The organism is Chryseobacterium tongliaonense (assembly GCF_041224435.1).
GTDB lineage: Bacteria > Bacteroidota > Bacteroidia > Flavobacteriales > Weeksellaceae > Chryseobacterium > Chryseobacterium tongliaoense.
This window is the reverse complement of sequence record NZ_JBGFFD010000002.1, coordinates 312,933-336,228: the sequence shown is the minus strand read 5'-3', so window position 1 is coordinate 336,228 and position 23,296 is coordinate 312,933. Positions and strand designations below refer to the sequence as shown.

Sequence of the window (23,296 nt, the reverse complement as noted above, 5' to 3'; positions counted from 1 at the left end):
GATGAAAGAATTAGATTTAATCCTCAAAAATATTAAAAATAAAGAAGTTTTACCGATTTATTTTTTCCACGGAGAAGAAGCTTACTTTATTGATGTTGTTGTAAAAGCCTTTGAACATGAGTTTCTGGAAGAAGATGAAAAAGCATTCAACCAGACTGTTGCTTATGGAAAAGATACTTCTTATCAGGAAATACTTTCATTGGCGAGGCAGTTTCCAATGATGGGCGACAAGCAGGTGATTATTGTAAAAGAAGCCCAGGATTTAAAGCTTAATGAAGAAGAAAACAGGATTCTGGAAGCTTATGTGGAAAATCCAGTTCCGTCTACAGTTCTCATTTTTGCCCACAAACATAAAAAGCTGGATAGCAGGAAAAAAGTTACAAAAGCCCTGGATAAGGCAAAAGCCCTTTTTCTGAGCGAATCAATCAAAGAAAATAATCTACCGAAATGGATTGCTGATGAATGCATCAAATTAAGCATTAAAACAGCTCCGAATATCTCCCATCTTCTTGCAGAATACCTTGGAAACGACCTTTCAAGAATTGCCAACGAACTGAATAAGCTTAAAATCATTCTTAAAAACGATGAGGTTCTCGATGGAAGCATTATTGAAAACCATATCGGAATCAGTAAAGAATACAATGTCTTTGAATTACAGAAAGCTTTAGGAACAAAAAACGCCAATGCAGCATTTAAAATTGCTCATTTTATGGGGAAAAACCCTAAAAACAATCCTTTTGTAATGATGCTGGCAAGCCTGTATAATTACTTTTCCAATGTGATTATGTATCAGACGATGATGGGACAGTCACCGCAAACCATCGCTTCCCAAATGGGAATCAATCCTTATTTTATAAAAGATTACGCTGAAAGTGCAAGATTATATCCTTTAAAACATGCAACAAGGGTGATCTCTATCCTGAGAGAATTTGATATGAAAGGAAAAGGTCTGGGAGCCGTGAATATGAGCGAAGCCGAACTGATCAAAGAACTGGTGTACAAGATTATTCATGTGGATAAGATTAAGCTGAAGGTTTAGTAAGTTATGAGTTATAAGTTATAAGTTATAAGTTATAAGTTATGAGTTATGAGTTGGGAAAGGTAAGTTAAACGAATTGACAGTTTCATAATCTATGATCTACGATTTTACGATTTTGCAATTTTTACAATTTCGCCTTTCAGCTTTTCAGCCCTTTCGCAATTTAGCCTCAAAAAAACAATTGACAATTCACATATTCGATATTGACAAGTATCATTAAAATAACTTTAATAAAACATTAAAAATTACGAAATTAGCGCTCGTTAATTTTATAATCTTTTGAAAAGCAAAATATGGAGCAAAACATTTTAGATTGTGTTATCGTAGGATCTGGACCTTCTGGTTTCACAGCGGCAATTTATGCAGCAAGAGCAGACTTAAAACCTGAATTGTATACAGGTTTGGAGCCGGGCGGACAATTAACTACAACCACTGAGGTTGACAATTTTCCAGGATATCCGGCCGGTATTACAGGTCCGGAAATGATGATGGATTTGCAGAAGCAGGCAGAAAGATTTGATACTAAAGTTCATTACGAAATGATCACTAAAGTTGAGCTTTCCAAAGAAGTGGGTGGAGTTCACAAGCTATATGCAGGAAATAAAGAAATTCTGGTTAAAACAGTTATTATTTCCACCGGTGCTACGGCAAAATACTTAGGCCTTGATGATGAGAAAAAATATGCAGGTGGAGGAGTATCTGCCTGTGCTACCTGTGACGGATTTTTCTATAAAGGAAAAGATGTTGTGGTAGTTGGAGCAGGAGATACGGCCGCAGAAGAAGCTACTTATCTTGCTAAACTATGCAGAAAGGTAACCATGCTGGTAAGAAAAGATGTGTTCAGAGCTTCAAAAGCGATGATCCACAGAGTAGACAACACACCGAATATTGAAGTGAGATTTCATCATGAATTAATCGGTATTGAAGGAGAGAACAGCCTTGTGGAGAGAGCTGTGGTAATCAATAACCAGACTCAGGAAACTTCTACCATTGATGTTGACGGAATCTTTATTGCCATCGGTCATAAGCCGAATACCGATATCTTCGTTGGCCAGATAGATTTGGATGAAAACGGATATATCCTGACAGAGAAAGGATCTTCAAGAACGAATCTTCCGGGAGTTTTTGCGGCGGGTGATGTTCAGGATCATATTTACAGACAGGCAATTACAGCAGCAGGAAGCGGTTGTATGTCAGCTATGGATGCAGAGAAATACCTTGCTGAATTACATTAATAAGCAAATCAAAATTGATATGAAGCGTACTTCCGGGTACGCTTTTTTATTTTTCAATGATAAAAAATCAGTTCAATCAGATAAATCTGTGAGAAAAAAGTTCTCGTAGATTTTTCAAATAATTTTTTGAACCATTAAGATACATGAAGGAGATAAGCTAATTAAGGAGAGATCTAAAGATTTTTAAGTCTGCTGTATAAAAACATAACTGAACTTAATTCAATTCGAACGGGCTTTAGCCCGTTTAAAGAGATAAAAAAATCAATCAGGCTTTAGCCGAAACTGTTTTATATATTTTTATTTATTTATCACAATGGTAGACAAGGAATTTTCCGATAGATGGATATTCAGGCTAAGCAAAGCCGCTTCGCTTATCAAAATAAAACCAGTTAAGATATTTGTGTTTCATAAATAAGCGAAGGGGCATTGTTTAACTTTAAAAATCAAAAAATTATATATTCTTTGTTTTGCGATATAAAAATACCTTTTGTACTCAGGTCAGAATCGATATAAGTTAAAATTCTGTATGAAATAATCGGATTGATTTCTAGTGTATTATTAAGTTTTGTTAAAATTTCTAGGATAAATATTTTGCTGAAATTAAAAAACGCTTTATATTTGAACCACTGAAAACGAAGGCATAGCCGGAGTTCAGGGAGAGTTGGCAGAGTGGTCGATTGCGGCAGTCTTGAAAACTGTTGACTGTAACAGGTCCGGGGGTTCGAATCCCTCACTCTCCGCCAGGTGCAATTTTAAAGTTTTTAAAAAGCACTAAAAATAGGTAAATCCTGCAAAACATTGATTTTGCAGGATTTTTTTGTTTTATATGAATTACTAAGTTTTCAATAACACTTCACAAGTTTGTGGCAAAATCGTGGCAATATTAGAAATTTAAAAAATGCCACAGAATTTCATATATCGATGCTGTACAATTGAGTTGGAAATATTAAAGAACCAGATGATCACCGCTAAAAGGATGATCGGACTTTCCATAAAGAAATTTCCTTGCTTTTGTATCCGGGTTCTGCTAAGATTTGGCAGTATCTAAATTCCATTAAATGATATTGTACCCCTAAATCGTTTTCTCTCTGCATTGCCCAAGTAGTGCTGAGATGGCTAATTCAAAAAAATGTCGTGGTTATTCCAAAATCAGCGAATATGAAAAGGATAAATGAAAATTTCAATGCATTTGATTTTGAGTTGTCTTCCGATGAGATGACGGCTATCAAATCGTTAGATAAAAGGCAGTGGACTAATTTATAATGTGTAAAAAACGTTTGAAAATTTGACTACAACAAATACCAATTCAGATACATTTCATCGGACGGCAATTAAGAATTTTGTACTTGAAATTTAAGTCAGTTTTACAATAATTAAAAAAAGAAATTATGCAAAAAAGAAAATTAGGAAATAGCGGATTAGAGGTTTCAGCATTGGGCTTTGGCTGTATGGGTTTAAACTTTTTGGATGGCAAAGGTCTTGATAAAACAGATGCCATAACACTACTACACAACGCAGTTGAAAGAGGGATCACGTTTTTTGACACCGCAGAAGCTTACGGGCCTTATACCAACGAAGAACTTGTTGGCGAAGCACTTCAGCCTTATAGAAAAGATGTAGTGATCGCTACAAAATTCGGCTGTAAAGATGCCAGACCGGCAGTTGGTTTAGACAGCAGACCAGAAACGATCAGGGCAGTAACCGAAGCATCTTTAAAGAGATTAAAAACAGATTACATTGATCTGCTTTATCAGCACAGAGTTGATCCGAATGTTCCGATAGAAGATGTTGCAGGAACAGTAAAAGATCTGATACAGGAAGGCAAAGTAAAATACTTCGGTTTATCGGAAGCAAGTGCTAAAACAATTCGAAAAGCACATTCCATTCAACCTGTATCAGCATTGCAAAGCGAATATTCTTTATTTTGGCGTGAACCGGAAAATGAAATCATACCCGCTTTAGAAGAGTTAGGAATTGGTTTCGTTCCGTTCAGTCCTTTGGGCAAAGGCTTCCTCACAGGCATCATAAACAAAAAATTAGAGGATATCGACCGTAGAAATATTATTCCTCGTTTCACAGAAGAAAACATAAAGGCCAATCTGGTTTTAGTGGACGCGCTTTCTGAGATTGCTCAACAAAAAAATGTGACGACCGGACAATTAGCATTGGCTTGGCTATTAGCTCAAAAGCCCTGGATAGCACCAATTCCCGGGACTACAAAATTACATAGACTAGAGGAAAATATTGACAGTACAAATGTAGTATTAACAACCGATGAACTTGCAAAAATTGACACAACAGTCAATGGAATTACACTCGTAGGCGACCGCTATCCTGAATTTTTAGAAAAACAGATTGACAGATAAAAACCGGCAACAATGCAGAATATTAAAGGAAAAGTTGTCGCCGTGACAGGTGCAAGCAGCGGAATGGGGAAAGCCATTGCAATAGAATTAGCAGAAAACGGTGCAAAGGTTGTTTTGGGTGCAAGGCGGACAGAACAATTGCAACAACTTGTTGAAGAAATTAAAAGTAAAGGTGGCGAAGCCACCTTTACTAAAATTGATGTGAAAAACAAAGCCGATTTAGTGCGGTTCGTAAATACAGCAGTTGAACATTACGGGAAATTAGATGTAATTGTAAACAACGCAGGTGTCAGTCAATTAAGTCGCATTGATGAAGTGGATGTTGATGGTTGGGAAGAAATGATTGACATTAACCTCAAGGGTGTTTTGTATGGAATGGCTGCTGCAATTCCTATTTTCAAACAGCAACAATCAGGACATATCATCAATATCATTTCTACTGCAGGAATAAAGATTGTTCCAATGCAAGGGGTTTATGCCGGAACTAAAAATGCCATTCGTACTATTGCAGAAGCATTTCGTCAGGAGTCAAACGGAAACATACGTATTACGGGCATTTCGCCCGGATTTGTGAAAACAGATTTTGCGAACAACCTAAAAAATGAAGAAATGAAAGCAACTATCCAAAATGAGATGGAACAAATTGCTATAAATCCAATTGCTATTGCTAATGCAGTGATTTATGCAATAAGCCAGCCAGCCGATGTAGAGATTGGCGACATCATTATTCGTCCGTCAAAACAAAATTGATTAAATTCGTAATATAAAATGGAACGACAATCTAATATAAAGCACATTAAGAGCATATCTCAACTTATGCGGGAACTGGAACTTCCTGCACCTTTGCACCCATTGGTTGGATTGGTTGATTATAATGAGGTTTCGATTGAAAAGTTTCCAAAAGGACAAAAAATAAGTCTTGATTTTTATAAAATTTCCTTTAAGCCTACATTCAAGGGTCAAATAAAATACGGACAAGGACATTACGATTTCGAAGAAGGCGGATTAGCATTTTTGAAACCTAAACAAATCGTTTTTTCGCCGGAAGATGTAGAAAACTACGAAGGTTTTGCTTTGTATTTTCATTCTGACTTTTTACGAAATTATTCATTGGCAAATACGATACATAAATATGGTTTTTTCACTTATGATATTTCAGAAGCCTTGTTTTTGTCGGCAAAAGAAAAAGAAATTACAGCCAATTTATTTACGACAATAGCCAACGAGTTAGCCAACAATATTGACAGTTTCAGCCAGGATGTTCTGGTATCACAAATAGAATTGCTGCTTAATTACAGTAATCGTTTTTATAATCGCCAATTCATCACAAGAAAAGCGGTCAATCATGATATCATAGCTTCTTTGGACAAACTTTTAGACAATTATTTTAAAGAAGAAAACAGCTTGAGAGATGGTCTGCCGTCCGTGAAATATATCAGCATGGAATTAAAGCTGTCGCAACGCTATTTGAGTGATATGTTGGGTTCACTGACAGGGCTGAATACACAACAATATATTCAGAACACAATCATAGAAAAGGCTAAAGAGAAACTATCAACGACAAATCTTTCCGTTTCAGAAATTGCTTACGAATTGGGTTTTGAACATTCACAATCATTCAGCAAGCTTTTCAAAACAAAGACAAACGTTTCGCCTTTGGAGTTCAGAAACTCATTCAAATAGAAATACTTAGCTGTTCTTTCTGCTCTCCAAAACGAAGATTGGAAACAGATTCTATTCCTTTTAGTCATCAGATTCTAAGGCAATAAATAATGCAAAAGTTTCTCCAAAATCATTAGCAATAACGGCTAAAAACGCCTGACAACAGTTGAGGCTTAAAAGTACTGAGTCCATATTTTATTCTAGAACAGACTTCATCATTTAGTTCCACAAAAATATACACGATGCCGCCCTTTCATTTATGGCAAAATTATAGGTATGAAGCTTTTTTGCTGATGTTTTAGTAGGTAGTAATGTCCAATAAGAAACAGTAATGGAGAATCTTGATTATTTTGGACGTATCAGTTTTAAATAACTAAATGCAGAAAGTAATGTTTTTTATAATTACCTGATATAGAGATCGGCAGGACGGGGCAGGATGCTCATTACTGGTTTTGTGGATAGATTAGTTAACACAAAATTATATTTATGAAAAATAAATCTCTACTGTTTAAGTCAACCCTTAAATCTTTACTGTTTTGTGGATTAGCATTATCCACTGTTGATTTTAGTGCCCAGACATTGGCATTTCCGGAAGCTACCGGTTTTGGAAGATATACTACGGGAGCAAGAGGTGCTGCAAATCCTCAGATTTATCTGGTTACCAATTTAAATGACAGCGGTCCCGGTTCATTCCGTGATGCAGTAAGCCAGCCGGGGCGTTTTGTGATATTTAAAGTGGGCGGTATTGTTAATTTACAATCGGTTGTTGCTGTGGCCGCTAATACCACAATTGCCGGACAAACAGCGCCCGGAGAAGGGATCGTATTTTTAGGTCCCAGAGTTTCATTTACCGGAGCCAATAACACGATTGCCCGGTATCTTCGTATCCGTTATGGCGGAACATCTCAAAATCAGGACGCCTCAGGAATAGCCAACGGAGCTAATATTATTTTGGATCACATGACTTTCACCTGGGGAACAGATGAGGTATTTTCTGTTAACTGGGATAATAACGGAACAAGTCCCGATAATATAACGATTCAGAATTCTATTATAGGACAAGGAATGCACCGTCATAATCATTCTGCGGGAGGATTAATGCAACCGCCGCCGGGAGGTAAGATCAGTCTGATCGGAAATTTATATATCTGCAATAAAACCCGTAATAATAAAATAAAAGGAATTAATGAGTTTGTCAATAATGTAGTTTACAACTGGGGTAACTATGGAAATACATATGGGCACACACAATCCGGAGAAGCATATATTATGGGCGGAGATTCGGCGGGAAGCTCTTTTGCCAATATCATCAACAATTATTTTATCGGAGGTCCAAATACGAGCAATACGGTTACCACTCCTTTCAGCGTAGGAAATGCCAACTTCAATCTATATGGTTCCGGAAATTATTTTGACAATAATAAAAACGGAATTTTGGATGGAGGTGCAGTCCCTCAAAACTTAACAGGATATCCCGTAGGAGATCCGGCAGCAATAATGGCCAGCCCATACGATTATCCAATGAAAAACCCGACATTAACCGCTCAGCAGGCATACGACAAAATTGTTGCAAATGCAGGAGCATCTTATCCAAGACGTGATCAGGTAGATGGTTTAATGATTTCAGATTTACTGTCAAAAGGGACAACAGCCACTTATGTGTATGTGCAAACTGATTTAACGGCTCAATTTGGGTTTACCAATGGCGGTGCAGGACACGTTTATGGTGCGCCGGCTCCTTTGGATACGGATAATGACGGGATGCCGGATGCGTGGGAAACAGCCAACGGACTGAATCCAAATGTCTTCGATGCTTTGGCAGTAAGCACAACACATGCTCCATATCTGAATATTGAAGTTTATATTAACAATTTACCCAATATAACTCCTCCGGATTTCATTATTCCGCCAACAAATGTGAATTTCACGAATGCAGTAACATCTACAGGAACTTCACCTTCAAGTTCTTTGACGGTTAATTGGAATGATAATGCTACGAATGAAACTCATTATATTGTAGAGCGTTCTACTGATGGCACTAATTTTACAGTCATTGCAACTTTGGGGGCGAATGCAACAAGTTATAATGAAACCGGTTTAACGCCTGATACTCAATATTATTATAGAGTTAAAGCAACAAATGCTTCAGAATCTTCAGTTTACACATCCAATACGTCAGTAATCACACCGCCGATTCCATCAGCTCCCGTAAAAGCGAGTAATCCGATTCCGACAACCGGCAATAATAACGTTGAGCTGAACAATGGAAGCCTGCTTTTAAAATGGAATGGCAGTTCAAATACAACAGCGTATACAATTTATTTTGGAACAGATCCTTTAAATTTAAGCAATATTGCTACCGTACCTTATTCTGCTACACCATCATATCAGCTTAATAATTTAAATCCGGCAACCAATTATTATTGGAGAATCGATGCTTCTAATGCTCTTGGTGTTACCACGGGAGATGTATGGGATTTCCGTGCACTGACGTCGGGACTTGTCGGCAACTGGCCATTTGCAGAAGCTCCTTCCTCAGGTGCACAAATTGCAGATGTAACGTCTTTTGCTAATCATGGAATATTAGATGTAACCTACGATAATGCCAGTGTAAGAGTGCCCGGAAAAGAAAATAACGCCCTCGACCTGGCAACTTCACCGGGTAATATGTACATAGCGAGTATTCCTCATCAGAATCAGATATCATTTGATAATCATTCTTTTAGCGTTTCTTTTTGGATGAAAGCTCCGACAAGCATGATACCCTCGTCTTCGGCTACAAGTCTTTATGTATTGTGTAAAGGTTCTTTTACTAAAAATATTACAACCGGAGCCACCGGTAAACGTTTTAATGTTGAGATTAAAGGCGGGCAGCTTCGATACGCTATTGATGATGATATTACGAAAAAGGAAATCACATCACCCGTTGCCAATTATTTTACCAATAACTGGGTGCATGTTGTGATTCAGAGAGATATTGCTGCTCATAAAATGAGAATTTACACCAACGGTGTTTTAAGCACTGAAGGAGACGAAACGGCGGTTACAGGTATTGGTGAAGCAAGTGATTTGATCATCGGGAATATTGGTGAGCTTGAATTTTTAGCAGCTACTAATGCTCCGGCTCCTTATAAAGGCGCATTCGACGAACTGCAGATGTACAATTATGCTTTATCTCCATCGGAAGTATATGCTTTGTACAATGAGGCAGTATTGAGCAATGATGAGTTTAGTATAAGCAAAAATGTTGGAACAGTATATCCAAATCCTGTCAAAGACCAAATTTTCATTAAGCTTCCTGATTATAAAAAATCCAGCCTGATTGCGACATTACTTGATCTGACAGGAAAAATTGTTGTCAGGGAAAAAATTAATACTGATGGAAGTGGAAACTTTAAATTAAATATCACAGACAAAAACGCCTCAGGAAATTATATACTCAATGTTTCAGGAGAAAATCTGAATAGCAATTTTAAAATTATTATTAAATAGCCTGAGTTCGGGATAATAAATGTAATATGATTTGAGAAATAAAGTAATGATTCTGTATTTAAGTTGATGACATTCAAATATTGAATCTGTAAATTTGAAAAACCGAAATATTCAGCAATCGATTGCGCAAAATTAATCAACATGAAAGAGCAGGATACCGTCGGTTCCTAAAATGTATATTTTTATGAAAATGAAATGAAAGGATAATTTTCGTTAAACAGTTGAAAATTATTTACTGATTTTTTATGAAAAGAACGGAATAAGTTGTATGAATGAAAAATCAGGTTCTACAGTAAAAGATAAATTATGAAATCTCAAAATATATCAAACTTCTTATTATCTCTGTTTGTACTCTTATTGTTTTCATCGGGAGTAAAAAGTCAGGATAAATTTCCCGACGGAACCAAAATTCCAAAATGGTTTAAAGAAAATAAACCTACGGATATCAATAAATTAGGGAAAAAATATATTCTTACCGATAATGGAGTGAAAAACGACAGTACCGTTCTTCAGACAAAACAGGTTCAGGCAGTCATTGATTTGGCGGCTAAAAATGGCGGCGGTGTCATCATTGTGCCTAAAGGAACATTCCTGATCAGTTCTGTCTTCTTCAGGCAGGGAACGCATTTGCATCTGGAAAACGGTGCGAAATTAAAAGGAAGCGATGATATCAGCGATTTCCCGGTTGTAGAAACAAGAATGGAAGGGCAGACTGTAAAATATTTTCCGGCATTAATCAACGCAGACGGACTGGATGGATTTACCATTTCGGGAAAAGGAACGCTGGATGGAAACGGGTTACGCTTTTGGAAAGCATTCTGGAAAAGACGCCAGTGGAATCCTAAGTGCACAAATATGGATGAAATGAGACCGAGAATCATTTATATTTCAAACTCTAAAAACGTTCAGATTGAAGGAATTACCGTGAAAAATTCACCTTTCTGGAGTACACATTATTATAAAAGCGAATTTGTAAAACTATTGAACCTGACAATTCTGGCACCGAAAGAACCGGTAAAAGCACCAAGTACAGATGCTGTTGACATCGATGCCTGCACAAATTTCCTGATTAAAAACTGCTATATGTCAGTGAACGACGATGCGATTGCTTTGAAAGGAGGAAAAGGCCCGAAGGCAGATAAAGCTCCTGAAAATGGTGAAAACAGAAATATTATTATAGAAGACAACAGCTTTGGGTTTTGTCACAGTGTTCTTACCTGCGGCAGCGAATCGATCCATAATTACAACGTAATTTTACGAAACTCAAAGGTAAAAGATGCTTCGAGATTGTTACATCTTAAAATGAGACCCGATACCCCTCAACACTACGAATATATTACAGTTGAAAATATAACCGGAAACGTAAAAACTTTCCTGTATGTAAAAGGCTGGAACCAGTTTTTTGATTTAAAAGGAGAAGAAAGACCTAAAAAATCTTTAGCAAATAACATTCTGATTAAAAATATTGACCTCAGTTGTGAAACGGCGTTCGATGTTGAAAAATCAGATTTGTATGATTTGACAGATTTCACCTTGGAAAACCTGACGATAAAAGCGTTAAAACCTAAAGAGGAAAATCTAGATGCTGTTAAAAATTTGAAAAAAATTAAAGTAAATGTCACTCAGGTTGCTTCTTTAGATAAATCATACGATAAAAAAGACGATTCCGACATTGCAGCAAAATGAGTTGTTTTTCCAAAATATTCGTTCTGCTATATCTATGCTCACAACTGTTGCATGCCCAGTCTAAGGAAATTCAGTTCCTGAGTGGGACAGATTCTGAGCATACAAAAGAATGGGACTTTTGGATTAATGGAGGACGGAAATCCGGGAATTGGAATAAAATTCAGGTTCCTTCACATTGGGAACAGCAGGGATTCGGCTCTTACAATTACGGACGGGATTATGTGACCTACGGCAAAAATTTTAAATTTAATGATGAAGCAGGTATCTATAAGCATCAATTTTCAGTTCCGGATTCCTGGAAAGGAAAAACCATCAACATCGTTTTTGAAGGTTCAATGACGGATACCGAAGTAAAAATCAACGGAAAATTAACCGGCGAAATTCATCAGGGTGCTTTTTATGAATTTAAATATGATATCTCAGATAAATTAATATTCGGAAAAGAAAATATTCTTGAAGTTAAAGTTTCTAAAATGTCCGCCGACAAATCTGTGAACAATGCAGAACGCCTTGCAGATTATTGGGTTTTGGGAGGAATTTTTCGGCCGGTTTATCTTGAAGCAGCTCCAGAAGAAAATATTTCATCAATATCAATTGATGCCAAAGCAGACGGATCTTTTCAATCCAATATTTATTTAAAAGGAATTGAATCCGTTAATAATTTAAAAGTAGAATTATTTGATGTTAAAAATATTCTTATTGGCGAATCTCAGGTTAAAATCGAGAAAGGAGACACTTTAAAACAAATTCAATTCTCCGTTAAAAATCCTAAGCTCTGGACAGCCGAAACACCGAATTTATATAAAGCAAAATTCAGCTTACATAAGAACAGAAAAAATATCTTTCAAACCGAAGAAAAATTCGGTTTCCGAACTATTGAAATTAAAAAAGGTGACGGAATTTACATCAACGGAACCAAAATTAAAATGAAAGGCATCAACCGCCATGTCTGGTGGCCGGAAACTGGCCGTGCTGTCAATAAAAATATTGATTTAATGGATGTTCAGCTGATCAAAGAAATGAATATGAATGCCGTTCGTTGCTCACATTATCCACCAAATAAATCATTTCTAAAAGCTTGCGATTCGTTAGGATTGTATGTTTTGGATGAGTTGGCGGGCTGGCAAAAGAAATATAGCTCAGAAATCGGGAAAAAGCTGGTCAGGGAAATGGTTACAAGAGATGCAAACCATCCCTCAATCATTTTCTGGAGTAACGGAAATGAAGGCGGACATAATTTTGATCTGGATGCGGAATTCGCAAAATATGATTTGTCAGATCGCCCGGTCATTCACGCACATCACAAACCGGGAAATGCGTTCAACGGAATCGACTGCAATCATTACGAAGATTATTACAGCACCAAAAAAATTCTCGAAGGAGAAAATATTTATATGCCGACTGAATTTCTGCATGCGCAGGATGACGGTGGTGGCGGAACTTCTTTAGCCGATTACTGGGAACTTCACTGGAATTCCAAAAAAGGAGCCGGAGGTTTTCTTTGGGCTTTTGCTGATGAAGGTTTGGTACGTACTGATTTCAATAATCAAATAGATGTGAATGCCATCAATGCTCCGGATGGAGTAGTGGGTCCGCATCGGGAAAAAGAAGGGAGTTTTTACGCGATTCGTGAAATTTACAGTCCGGTAAAAATTAATATTAAAACGATTCTAAACGATTTTAACGGAATTATTCCTGTAGAAAACCGATATCATTTTACCAATTTAAATGAATGTCAGCTTGAATGGAAATTGATAAAATTCAAAACACCTTTTTCTTCTGAATCAGGATTTGAAGTAATTCAAAAAGGAAAAGCTGAATTTCCAGATATAAAACCGACAGAAAAAAAAGAAATCAACCTTAATCTTCCGGCAAATTGGAAAGAAAGTGAAGCTCTATTATTAACAGCCACCGATCCTTTCGGAAAAGAAATCTACACCTGGACGTGGAAAATTGTTGCTAATGAAACAATTTCAAAACAATTTCTGAAATCATTACTCAAAGAATTTCCGGTTTCTGTAGTAGAAAATGATTCTTTATTTATTTTGAAATCAGACGAAAAAGAATTTTCCATCGGAAAGAAAGACGGTCTGTTAAAATCAGTCATTGTAGATAAAAAAGGCAAAAAAATGACTTTCCGAAACGGACCGGTTTTCGTAAATGGAAAAGCAGAATTATCATCAATAAAATCTTTCACAGAAGGTCAGAATCAGGTCATTGAGGTTTTATACAGTGATGGGAAAAAAATTAACTGGAAATTGAATTCCAGCGGAATTTTAGAACTCAATTATGAATATTCACTTTCAGGAGATTATCCGTTTTCAGGTATCAGTTTTGATTATCCCGAAAATTATGTCATCAGTGCAAAATGGCTGGGTAAAGGCCCGTATCATGTTTGGAAAAACAGAACTCAGGGACAGACTTATAATGTCTGGCAGAATTTGAAAAACTCAACCCGGACCGGTTTTTCGCCTTGGATTTATCCCGAATTTAAAGGATATTATGATGATGTTTCGTGGTTACAGTTAAACACTGCAGAAGGAAAAATCACCATCGGGACAAAAGAGGAAAAAATGTTTGTAAGGCTCTTCGATTTTTACGGAGTTTATGGTGCGGAAGGCTATCCTGAATTACCGACGGAAAATATTTCATTTTTAGATGCAATTCCCCCATTGGGAACTGTTTTGGCATTTAATATTAATGATAAAACAGAAACTTTAGGACCGGAAAGCGAATTGAATCATCTCAATGGAACTTTTAAAAGGACATTGTATTTTTATTTCGGATTACCTGATCTGGGTGATGAAAAGAAGCAGTTTACAATGCCGGAGGTCAATATTTTAACCGATTGATTATGAGAAACTGGATAGGAATTATAGCAGTTTTTATTTGCTCATCAATGTTGGCTCAACAAACTGTTTTCAAATTTGATTTTGGTGGAAGCAGAACCGGGAATGGATTTATTCCTGTCACCCCAGCTTTAAAGTTTGACAAGAAAACAGGATACGGATTTATGGATATTTCCAATTTGAAATCCGTTGACAGAGGAGGAAATGCTTTGACAGGAGATTATATCACGAGCAACAAACCTTTCTATTTTTCGGTGGTAATTCCCGAAGGAAATTATGATATTAAGCTAAGTCTGGGTGATTCTAAAGGAACTTCTGAAACAACAGTTCGCGCAGAAAACCGACGCCTAATGCTGGATGATTTGAAAACAAAAGAAAGTGAAATTGTCGAAAAACTGATAACTGTTCACATGAAAGACAGCATCATTCGCAATCAGAACGGAACTCAGATCGGGATCGTAAAATTAAAACCGAGAGAAAGAAAATATTTAAACTGGGATAATGTACTGACTATAGAATTTAATGATAAAACTCCGAAAGTCTGTGCAATAATTATTCAGCCAAACAAAACAGCAAAAACAATTTATCTTACCGGCGATTCCACTGTGGTAGATGCACTCTACGAGCCGTGGGCTTCCTGGGGACAAATGCTGCCTTATTTTTTTATTCCGAAAGATGTTGTTGTGGCCAATTATGCAGAAAGCGGGGAAACGTTGAAAGCCTTTGAAGACCGCCACCGAATTGATAAAATTTGGAATAAAATAAAACCTGGAGATTATCTGTTTATCCAGTTTGGACACAATGACCAGAAATCTGGAAACAGTTTCCGGTCAGGGTATAAAAAAAGATTGAAAGCATGGGTTCAGAAAACTAGACAATTGGGAGCAATTTCGGTTTTAGTTACATCAATGAATCGGAGAGTTTTTGATGAAAACAATAAGATTGTCAATACGTTGGATGATTTTCCTGATGCGGTGCGGGAAATTGCGAAAGAAGAAAATGTATTTTTAATCGATTTGAATGCCATGAGTAAAACCCTGTTTGAAGCGATGGGACCGGAACTTTCCAAAAAAGCATTTGTATATTATCCGGCAAACAGCTATCCCAATCAGCCGGATGCTTTGGCAGATGACACTCATTTTAATACCTATGGAGCCTATGAACTGGCAAAATGTGTGGTAAAAAGTATGGTTGATCAAAAATTGCCTTTGAGTAAATTTGTTTCCAAAAACTATAAAGGGTTTGATTTAAATAAACCTGATCCTGTCGAAAAATTCCATTGGCCTGAAAGTATCTTTATGGAAGCTTTAAAACCGGATGGAAACTGAAAAATTAAAGTAGTTAACTTCCATCAGGCTTAAGTGTAAAGTCTTTTGTGTCTTTTGTGGTTACATTAAATATGTAAAAATGAAAATTAAAAATATAGTCAGTCTGAGTCTCATCTGTTTTGTCTTCGGAAACCTTTCCGCACAAAATCCGTGGCCAAAAACTACCGAAACTGCAAAACCATGGACCCGTTGGTGGTGGATGGGAAATGCGGTCGATGAAAAAGGACTGGATAAACAACTGACAACTTTAAATAAAGCAGGTTTTGGAGGCGTAGAAATCGTGCCCATTTACGGTGCAAAAGGTTTTGAGAAGCAATATATCAATTATCTTTCCCCGGAATGGATGAAAATGCTTCAATTCACTACGGACAAAGCCAAAAGCCTGAACATGGGCGTTGATATGGCAGTTGGAACGGGTTGGCCAATCGGGGGACCGCAGGTTGATGAGCAGGATGCTGCCACAAAAATGATCGTTCAGACTTATACCATTTCATCAGGTGAAAAATTAGCAGAAAAAATTGTCCTGAAAGATGAAAAACAAAAGAATTTAAAAACAGTAAAACTCGATATTGTAACCGCTTATAACGAGAAAAATGAAGCGGTTGTCTTAACCGATAAAATAACAAATGACGGTTCTCTCGATTGGAAACCCAATTCTGGGAAATGGACGATCTATGCAGTTTTTACAGGCAAAACTTTGCAAAAAGTAAAACGTGCAGCTCCGGGCGGGGAAGGCTATACATTAGACCATTTTTCACCTGTTGCAATTGTTGATTATTTTAAAACTTTCGATCAGGCATTTGGAAATTCAAACTATGGTGTCCGTTCCTTTTTTAACGACAGTTATGAAGTTTATAATGCCGACTGGACACCTGATTTTAAAAATGAATTTAAAAAAAGGCGGGGTTATGATTTAAGTCCGTACATCAAATATCTGGTTAGTAACGAGGAAAATGAGATAACAGGCAGAGTTAAATCGGATTACAGAGAAACGCTGAACGAATTGATTTTAAACAATTTTACGGAAAATTTTACCCATTGGGCACATTCCAAAAACTCAAAAAATACCAGCCAGGCGCACGGCTCACCCGGAAATTTACTTGATTTGTATGCAGCAGTCGATATTCCTGAATCTGAAACCTTCGGAAGCTCTGTCTTTAATATTCCCGGATTGAGAAGGGACAGCGCAGACATTCAAAAATCAGATATTCCTGATTTCAATATGCTCAAGTTTGCATCGTCCGCAGCCAATGTTACAGGCAAACAATTAATTTCAAACGAAACCTTTACCTGGCTTACGGAACATTTTAAAACGTCGTGGTCGCAGGCGAAACCTGAGGTAGAGCAGGTTTTTTTATCCGGGATCAATCATGTTTTTTACCACGGTACGACTTATACGCCGGCCGATGTTCCCTTTCCGGGGTGGCTCTTTTATGCTTCGGTTAATTTTGTTCCGGAAAATAGTTTATGGTCGCATTTGACAGGATTAAATTCCTATGTTACACGCACTCAAAGTGTTTTGCAGAACGGAAAATCTGATAACGAAGTTTTGATGTACTGGCCAATTTATGATCAATGGGCCAATCCGAAAGGGAAAGATTTAACCTTTAAAGTTCATAATGTGGAAAAATGGCTGCAGCCCACTCCGATGTATGAGAATTTGACGAAGCTAAACAAAATGGGCTATTCTATCGATATGATTTCTGATAAGATGAGTGGCGAAACGGAATCGGAAAATCAGGAAATTCAGACTGTAAAAGGAGGATCTTCTTATCAGGTTTTGATTATTCCAGAATTAAATTACTTGCCGGAAACTACATTAGATAATATTCTGGAACTAGCTCAAAATGGCGCCTCTGTTATTTTTCAAAACCAGCCAAAAGATATTCCCGGAAACTTTGAAGTCGAAAAAAGAAGAAACCTTTTAAAATCATTATGGAATAAAATTCCGTTTCAGAACCAGGGTGGAAATGTGAAAACTGCAAACTTCGGAAAAGGTAAAATTATTTTAAGTTCCGATATTGAAAAAGGGTTGGAATATTTAAAAATAGAGAGAGAACAATTAACGGATACCGGATTGAAGTTTGTAAGAAGGCAGTTTAACGGCGGAAAATACTACTTTATTGTCAACCATACTTCTAAGGAAATCAATCAGTTTATTCCTTTAAATTATACAGGAAAACAAACCGTGATTCTGAATCCTGAATCCGGAGATTTCGGAGTAGCGGAAACACAAAATAATTCCGTGAAAATTCAGCTGAAATCCGGAGAATCCTTAATTCTGAAAAATACTGAAACGGTTGATAGTTCCATCGCAAAATGGAAATATGTTGAAAAGACAGAATCTCCGGTAATTTTAGATCAATCCTGGCAGTTAAGTTTCAAAGAAGGCGGTCCTGAATTTCCGAAATCAAGAAACTTAAAGAAACTGGAACCATGGACCAGTTTTTCAGAAGATCCCGCAACACAAAGCTTTTCAGGAACGGGAGTTTACACGACAACTTTGCCTATGAAGAAAAAAAATGCAGATGATTATCTTTTGAAATTTGATAAGCTGTACGAAAGTGCAAAGGTGATTGTAAACGGTCAGGAAGCAGGAATTGTCTGGAGCATTCCTTTCGAAATTAGCATTGGGAAATATCTGAAAAAAGGGAAAAACACCATTCAGATTGAAGTTTGTAATTTAATGGCCAATAGAATCCGTTACATGGATCAGAATAAAATTCAGTGGCGTAATTACCACGAGATCAATTTTGTAAATATTGATTATAAAGCTTTTGATGCTTCCAACTGGAAAGTTCAGCCTTCCGGGCTGGATGGACAAATTCAATTAATTCCGTTATATTATTCGAAATAGAATCAGAATGAAAGAAAAGGATATCAAAATAATTGTGCAATCGATTGAATTATGTTAATTTAAATCATTCATAACTATGAATATAAAATATAACTTTATTTTAATGACAATGCTTTTTTCACAATTCCTTTCAGCACAAAGGCAAATGGAGTATTTGAAGAGAGGGATTGTAGCGATACCTTCAGAATCAGGTGTTTTTGTGAGCTGGCGTTTGCTGGGAACAGAACCTCAAAATATACAGTTTGATCTATACCGTATCGAAAATAACAAAAGTAAAAAACTGAATGAAAAAGCATTGGTTAATGAAACCTGCTTTTTAGATAAAACAGCAGATAAAACAAAAAATTACACGTATTTCGTGAAATCCAACACCCAAAATCAGGAGATTGATCTGGATTCTGCGAAATATGTTGCTAATCAAAAGCCCTATTTTTCAATTCCTTTAAAAACTCCGGCCGGATATACACCAAACGATGTTTCTGTTGCGGATCTGGATGGTGACGGCGAATATGAAATCATCCTTCATCAAACGGGACAATCTAAGGATAACAGTCAGAAGGGTTTTACGGATGAACCTATTATTCAGGCTTATAAATTGAACGGCAGGTTTTTATGGGAAATTAATTTAGGTAAAAATATCAGGGAAGGTGCACATTACACACAGTTTTTAGTGTATGATTTAGATCAGGACGGTAAAGCAGAAGTGGTTATGAAAACGGCAGATGGCAGCAAAGACGGTAAGGGTAAAGTGATCGGAGACTCCACAAAAGATTATAGAAATGAAAACGGGTTTATCCTTTCCGGAGCCGAATATCTGACTGTTTTCAATGGAGAAACAGGCGAGGAAATTAATACAGTCAATTATATTGTTCCAAGATTTAAAGACAGCCTGAATCCGACCCCCGAACAGCTTACAGAAACCTGGGGTGATGTGAAAGGGAACAGGGTAGACCGTTTTTTGGGTGCAGTTGCTTATCTGGATGGCAAAACTCCCAGTGTCATTATGTCAAGAGGATATTATACCCGAACGGCAATCGCGGCCTGGGATTATAAAGAGAAAAAACTCAGTTTGAGATGGCTGTTTGATACCGAAAGTTCAGAAGAAAATAAAAAATTCCGTGGTCAGGGGAATCATAATTTGAGTATTGCCGATATTGATCACGATGGGAAAGATGAAATTGTCTTTGGTGCAATGACGGTTGATGACAACGGGAAGGTTCTGAACAGCACGGGCTTTGGTCACGGTGATGCGTTGCATGTCGGTGATCTGGATCCCTCTCATCCCGGACTGGAAATTTTTGATATTCAGGAAAGGTTTGATGATGCGGGAGCGCATTTCAGAGCAGGTGCGACAGGGAAAGTTTTATGGAAATTACCTTCTTTAATTTATAGTAAGCAAGGCAAATTTCAGGGACCGGGAAGAGGATTATCTTTAAACATAGATCCCCGGTATCAGGGTTCAGAATCCTGGGCTGCCGGAGCCGGATTGAAAGGCGTTTATGATGCTAAAGGAAATAAAATAAGTGATAAAAATCCTGCCTGTAATATGGGAATTTATTGGGATGGAGATTTTTTAAGCGAAATTTTAGATGGAACTTCCGTGTCAAAATGGGATTGGATGAAAGAAAAATCAACTCTGATTTTTGACGCTAAAGATTTTCAATGTGAATCTAACAACGGCACCAAGAAAAACCCTTCTTTGGTTGCCGATTTATTTGGAGACTGGCGGGAAGAATTGATTTACAGAACTTCTGATAATCAGGAACTCCGGATTTTCAGCTCGACAATTCCGACGAAGCACCGTTTGTATACGTTGATGCATAATCCTCAATACCGATTGAGTATCGTTTGGCAAAATGTAGGATACAACCAGCCTCCACATACGGATTATTATCTGGATGAATCGGTTTCAAAGATTCCTCCGCCAAATATTTATACCGTTAAACCTTAATATGATAGAACTTAAATTTATTTTAAACATTAAGAAGTTTAGTAAAATAGATCATTAAAAGAAAGATTAAGAGATTTGACGAAGTCCAATAATAAGTATCATGCTTAAAAATATCTTTGATATTTTCTTAATTGATCTTAACCCTTTTTAATTTCTTAATGTTTAAGCTTAAAACATTTAAACCAATACATTGTAAATAAAAAAATATATATAATTATGAAGAAAGTACTAATGAGAGGCGCTTTTTTTGCGTTGATTCTTGGAGTTTTATCCTCTTGCTCAGTTCAGAAAGAAGCAACGGCAAAGAAAGTTAACCTTCCGGATAAAAAAGAGGTTTTGGAAGTTTCACGAAGGGCAAATCAATATTTCATGAACAAATGGCCGGATCCGGGAAAGGAAGTTGTCGGCAAAAAAGTATGGCCAAGTAATCTGTGGACGAGAGCTGTCTATTATGAAGGATTGATGGCTCTGTATAAAATAGATCCTAAAAAAGAATATTACGATTACGCTATCGACTGGTCTCAAAAGCACAATTGGAACATGATGCGCGAAACTTACACCCGGAATGCCGACAATCAGGCTTGCGGACAGACGTATCTTGATCTTTATGAAATAGACGGAAGAAAAAATCCGGAACGGATAAAATTCGTGAAAGCCTCGATGGACAGTATGATTATCTCCAAAAAATCAGACGACTGGTGGTGGATCGATGCCTTGCAAATGGGAATGCCAATTTTTACGAAACTGGGCAGAATTACAGGAGAACAGAAGTATTTTGACAAAAATTACGAAATGTATGCCTTTACGAAATATAAGCACGGAGGAAGCGGTTTGTACAATCCTAAAGATAAGCTTTGGTGGCGGGACAAAAGCTTCGTTCCACCCTACAAAGAACCTAACGGCGAAGACTGCTATTGGAGTCGCGGAAATGGCTGGGTAGTTGCTGCTCTTGCCCGAACACTGGAAGACATCCCGAAATCCGACCCGCATTATCAGGAATATTTACAGGATTATAAAGATCTGTTATCAGCTTTACTTCCTGTTCAGAGAGAAGATGGTTTTTGGAACGCAAGCTTGCATGATCCTACGAATTTCGGAGGTAAGGAAATGACCGGAACCGCTTTGTTTGTATACGGAATGGCATATGGAATCAATAAGGGGCTGATCGACAGAGAAACGTATTTACCTGTTGTAGTGAAAGCCTGGAAAGCGATTGTAAAAGATTCTGTTCAGCCGAATGGATTTTTAGGTTGGGTTCAGGGAACAGGAAAGGAACCTAAAGATGGTCAGCCGCTTGCTGTTGACAAACAACCCGATTTTGAAGATTATGGCTTAGGTTGTCTGTTGCTTGCTGCAAGTGAAGTTTATAAACTGAAGTAAAATATCTAAGTTTGGGAATTATTTAAATTTTCAAAACAAAAGAATTATATTGCAAACATGACACTACAAGATGCGCAATCGATTACATAGTGTTAATTTTCAAATTCAACATAAGATAAAATTATGAATGCATTATTAGGCGTTTTTTTTCACTTCTTGGGAGGTTTTTCTTCAGGAAGCTTTTATTTGCCCTATAAAAAAGTAAAAGGCTGGTCCTGGGAAACGTATTGGTTAATAGGAGGTGTTTTTTCCTGGATCATCGTTCCGCCCCTCGCGGCATTTCTTACCATTCCTGATTTTTGGAAAATTATTCAGAATGAAAGCTCTTCTATATTGGGATTAACGTTTTTGTTTGGTGCTTTGTGGGGAATTGGCGGTTTTACTTATGGGTTGGGAGTTAGATATCTGGGAGTAGCGCTCGGAAGCAGCATTATTCTGGGACTTTGTATGGTGTTTGGCTCATTGGTTCCCTCTGTTTATTATGAATTTTCTCCGCAAACAGGGAAAGACAATATCGGTTTGTTGTTTTCCAGTGAGTGGGGACAGTTTGTCTTACTAGGACTTCTGGTTTGTGTTATTGGAATTGTCATCAGTGGAAAAGCAGGGATGATGAAGGAAAAAGAGCTGCAAACCAATTCAACAGATCCTCACGGTGGAGAAGTAAAAACGGAATATAAATTCGGGCTGGGAATAATCGTTTCCATCATTTCCGGTGTTTTAAGTGCGTGTTTCAACTTCGGACTGGAAGCTGGAAAGCCAATGGCAATCGTAGCTAATGAAGCCTGGAAAATAGCTAATCCGGATCAAGGAGAATTCCTTTTTCAAAACAATGTAACTTATATTGTTGTGCTTTGGGGCGGTATGGCAGTCAATCTTATAGGCTGTCTTTATTTAGCCGTTAAAAATAAATCATATACAGATTATACCAAAAGAAACGTACCGGTTTTACGGAACCTGATTTTCTGCGCGCTTGCCGGAACGATGTGGTTTTTACAGTTTTTCTTTTACGGAATGGGCGAAAGTAAAATGGGAAATGGTGCCAGTTCATGGATTTTGCACATGGCATTTATCATTTTTATTGCCAATTTATGGGGAATTATCATTAAAGAATGGAAAGGGGTTTCCAAAAGAACCATTACTACCATTGCTGTAGGAATGATTGTAATGTTTATTTCCATTTTGATGGTAGGTTACGGAAATTCTTTGAGATAAAGCTTTTAGCAATTCATTTATGATTTCACATTATCCATTCATATAGTTTCAGAGTTAGAATTTAGCTCTTTTAAAGGCACTGATTTTTTTCAGTGTCTTTTTTATGGAAAATAATTTAACTCTAAAAAGGGGTATCTGTGTAAAATGGGAGTTCTTAATTCACGGTTTAGTTAAATATTTTGCTAAATGATTGATAATTTATAAGTCTTTTATAGTTTGTTTTAATATATAATTTAAAT

General features: G+C 37.0%; 14 protein-coding genes and 1 tRNA gene. All 15 read left to right on the top strand.

The features are described 5' to 3' along the window. Window position 1 precedes the first annotated feature (1 nt). The 15 genes from holA (at window position 2) to rhaT (ending at window position 23,057) form a co-directional block, all read left to right on the top strand. Window positions 2-1,039 (top strand): DNA polymerase III subunit delta, encoded by a 1,038-nt coding sequence (gene holA / locus AB8P06_RS05715; protein WP_369839110.1) that lies wholly within the window; start codon window positions 2-4, stop codon window positions 1,037-1,039. Window positions 1,040-1,332: 293 nt separating this feature from the next. Further along, window positions 1,333-2,274, top strand: a complete 942-nt coding sequence (gene trxB / locus AB8P06_RS05710; protein WP_369839106.1) for a thioredoxin-disulfide reductase — start codon at window positions 1,333-1,335, stop codon at window positions 2,272-2,274. Window positions 2,275-2,929: 655 nt separating this feature from the next. After that, window positions 2,930-3,017, top strand: a tRNA-Ser gene (locus AB8P06_RS05705). A gap of 361 nt (window positions 3,018-3,378) precedes the next feature. Further along, window positions 3,379-3,537 (top strand): aldo/keto reductase, encoded by a 159-nt coding sequence (locus AB8P06_RS05700; RefSeq protein ID WP_369839104.1) that lies wholly within the window; start codon window positions 3,379-3,381, stop codon window positions 3,535-3,537. Window positions 3,538-3,662: 125 nt separating this feature from the next. Then, the gene (locus AB8P06_RS05695) at window positions 3,663-4,640 is read left to right on the top strand and encodes an aldo/keto reductase (protein ID WP_369839101.1); all 978 of its coding nucleotides are present in this window, start codon (window positions 3,663-3,665) and stop codon (window positions 4,638-4,640) included. A 12-nt stretch (window positions 4,641-4,652) separates the two neighbouring features. Beyond that, a complete protein-coding gene (locus tag AB8P06_RS05690) occupies window positions 4,653-5,390 on the top strand; it encodes an SDR family oxidoreductase (protein WP_369839098.1) in 738 nt (245 codons plus the stop codon). An 18-nt stretch (window positions 5,391-5,408) separates the two neighbouring features. After that, window positions 5,409-6,323, top strand: coding sequence for a helix-turn-helix domain-containing protein (locus AB8P06_RS05685; protein ID WP_369839095.1), 915 nt, complete (start codon window positions 5,409-5,411; stop codon window positions 6,321-6,323). 465 nt (window positions 6,324-6,788) lie between these two features. Next, a complete protein-coding gene (locus AB8P06_RS05680) occupies window positions 6,789-9,794 on the top strand; it encodes a LamG-like jellyroll fold domain-containing protein (protein WP_369839092.1) in 3,006 nt (1,001 codons plus the stop codon). Window positions 9,795-10,100: 306 nt separating this feature from the next. After that, entirely contained in the window at window positions 10,101-11,480 is a 1,380-nt protein-coding gene (locus AB8P06_RS05675; RefSeq protein ID WP_369839089.1) for a rhamnogalacturonidase, read from the top strand. Continuing rightward, window positions 11,477-14,332, top strand: coding sequence for a glycoside hydrolase family 2 TIM barrel-domain containing protein (locus tag AB8P06_RS05670; protein WP_369839087.1), 2,856 nt, complete (start codon window positions 11,477-11,479; stop codon window positions 14,330-14,332). The genes AB8P06_RS05675 and AB8P06_RS05670 overlap by 4 nt, the downstream gene beginning before the upstream one ends. Before the next feature lie 2 nt (window positions 14,333-14,334). Beyond that, window positions 14,335-15,657, top strand: coding sequence for a rhamnogalacturonan acetylesterase (locus AB8P06_RS05665; RefSeq protein ID WP_369839084.1), 1,323 nt, complete (start codon window positions 14,335-14,337; stop codon window positions 15,655-15,657). A gap of 79 nt (window positions 15,658-15,736) precedes the next feature. Then, complete coding sequence (locus tag AB8P06_RS05660) at window positions 15,737-18,514, top strand: glycosyl hydrolase (RefSeq protein WP_369839081.1); 2,778 nt, start codon at window positions 15,737-15,739, stop codon at window positions 18,512-18,514. A 76-nt stretch (window positions 18,515-18,590) separates the two neighbouring features. Further along, complete coding sequence (locus AB8P06_RS05655; RefSeq protein ID WP_369839079.1) at window positions 18,591-20,465, top strand: rhamnogalacturonan lyase; 1,875 nt, start codon at window positions 18,591-18,593, stop codon at window positions 20,463-20,465. 216 nt (window positions 20,466-20,681) lie between these two features. After that, on the top strand, window positions 20,682-21,845 hold the full coding sequence (locus AB8P06_RS05650) for a glycoside hydrolase family 88/105 protein (protein ID WP_369839077.1): 1,164 nt from the start codon (window positions 20,682-20,684) through the stop codon (window positions 21,843-21,845). A 123-nt stretch (window positions 21,846-21,968) separates the two neighbouring features. After that, entirely contained in the window at window positions 21,969-23,057 is a 1,089-nt protein-coding gene (gene rhaT, locus AB8P06_RS05645; protein WP_369839074.1) for an L-rhamnose/proton symporter RhaT, read from the top strand. Window positions 23,058-23,296: the final 239 nt, after the last annotated feature.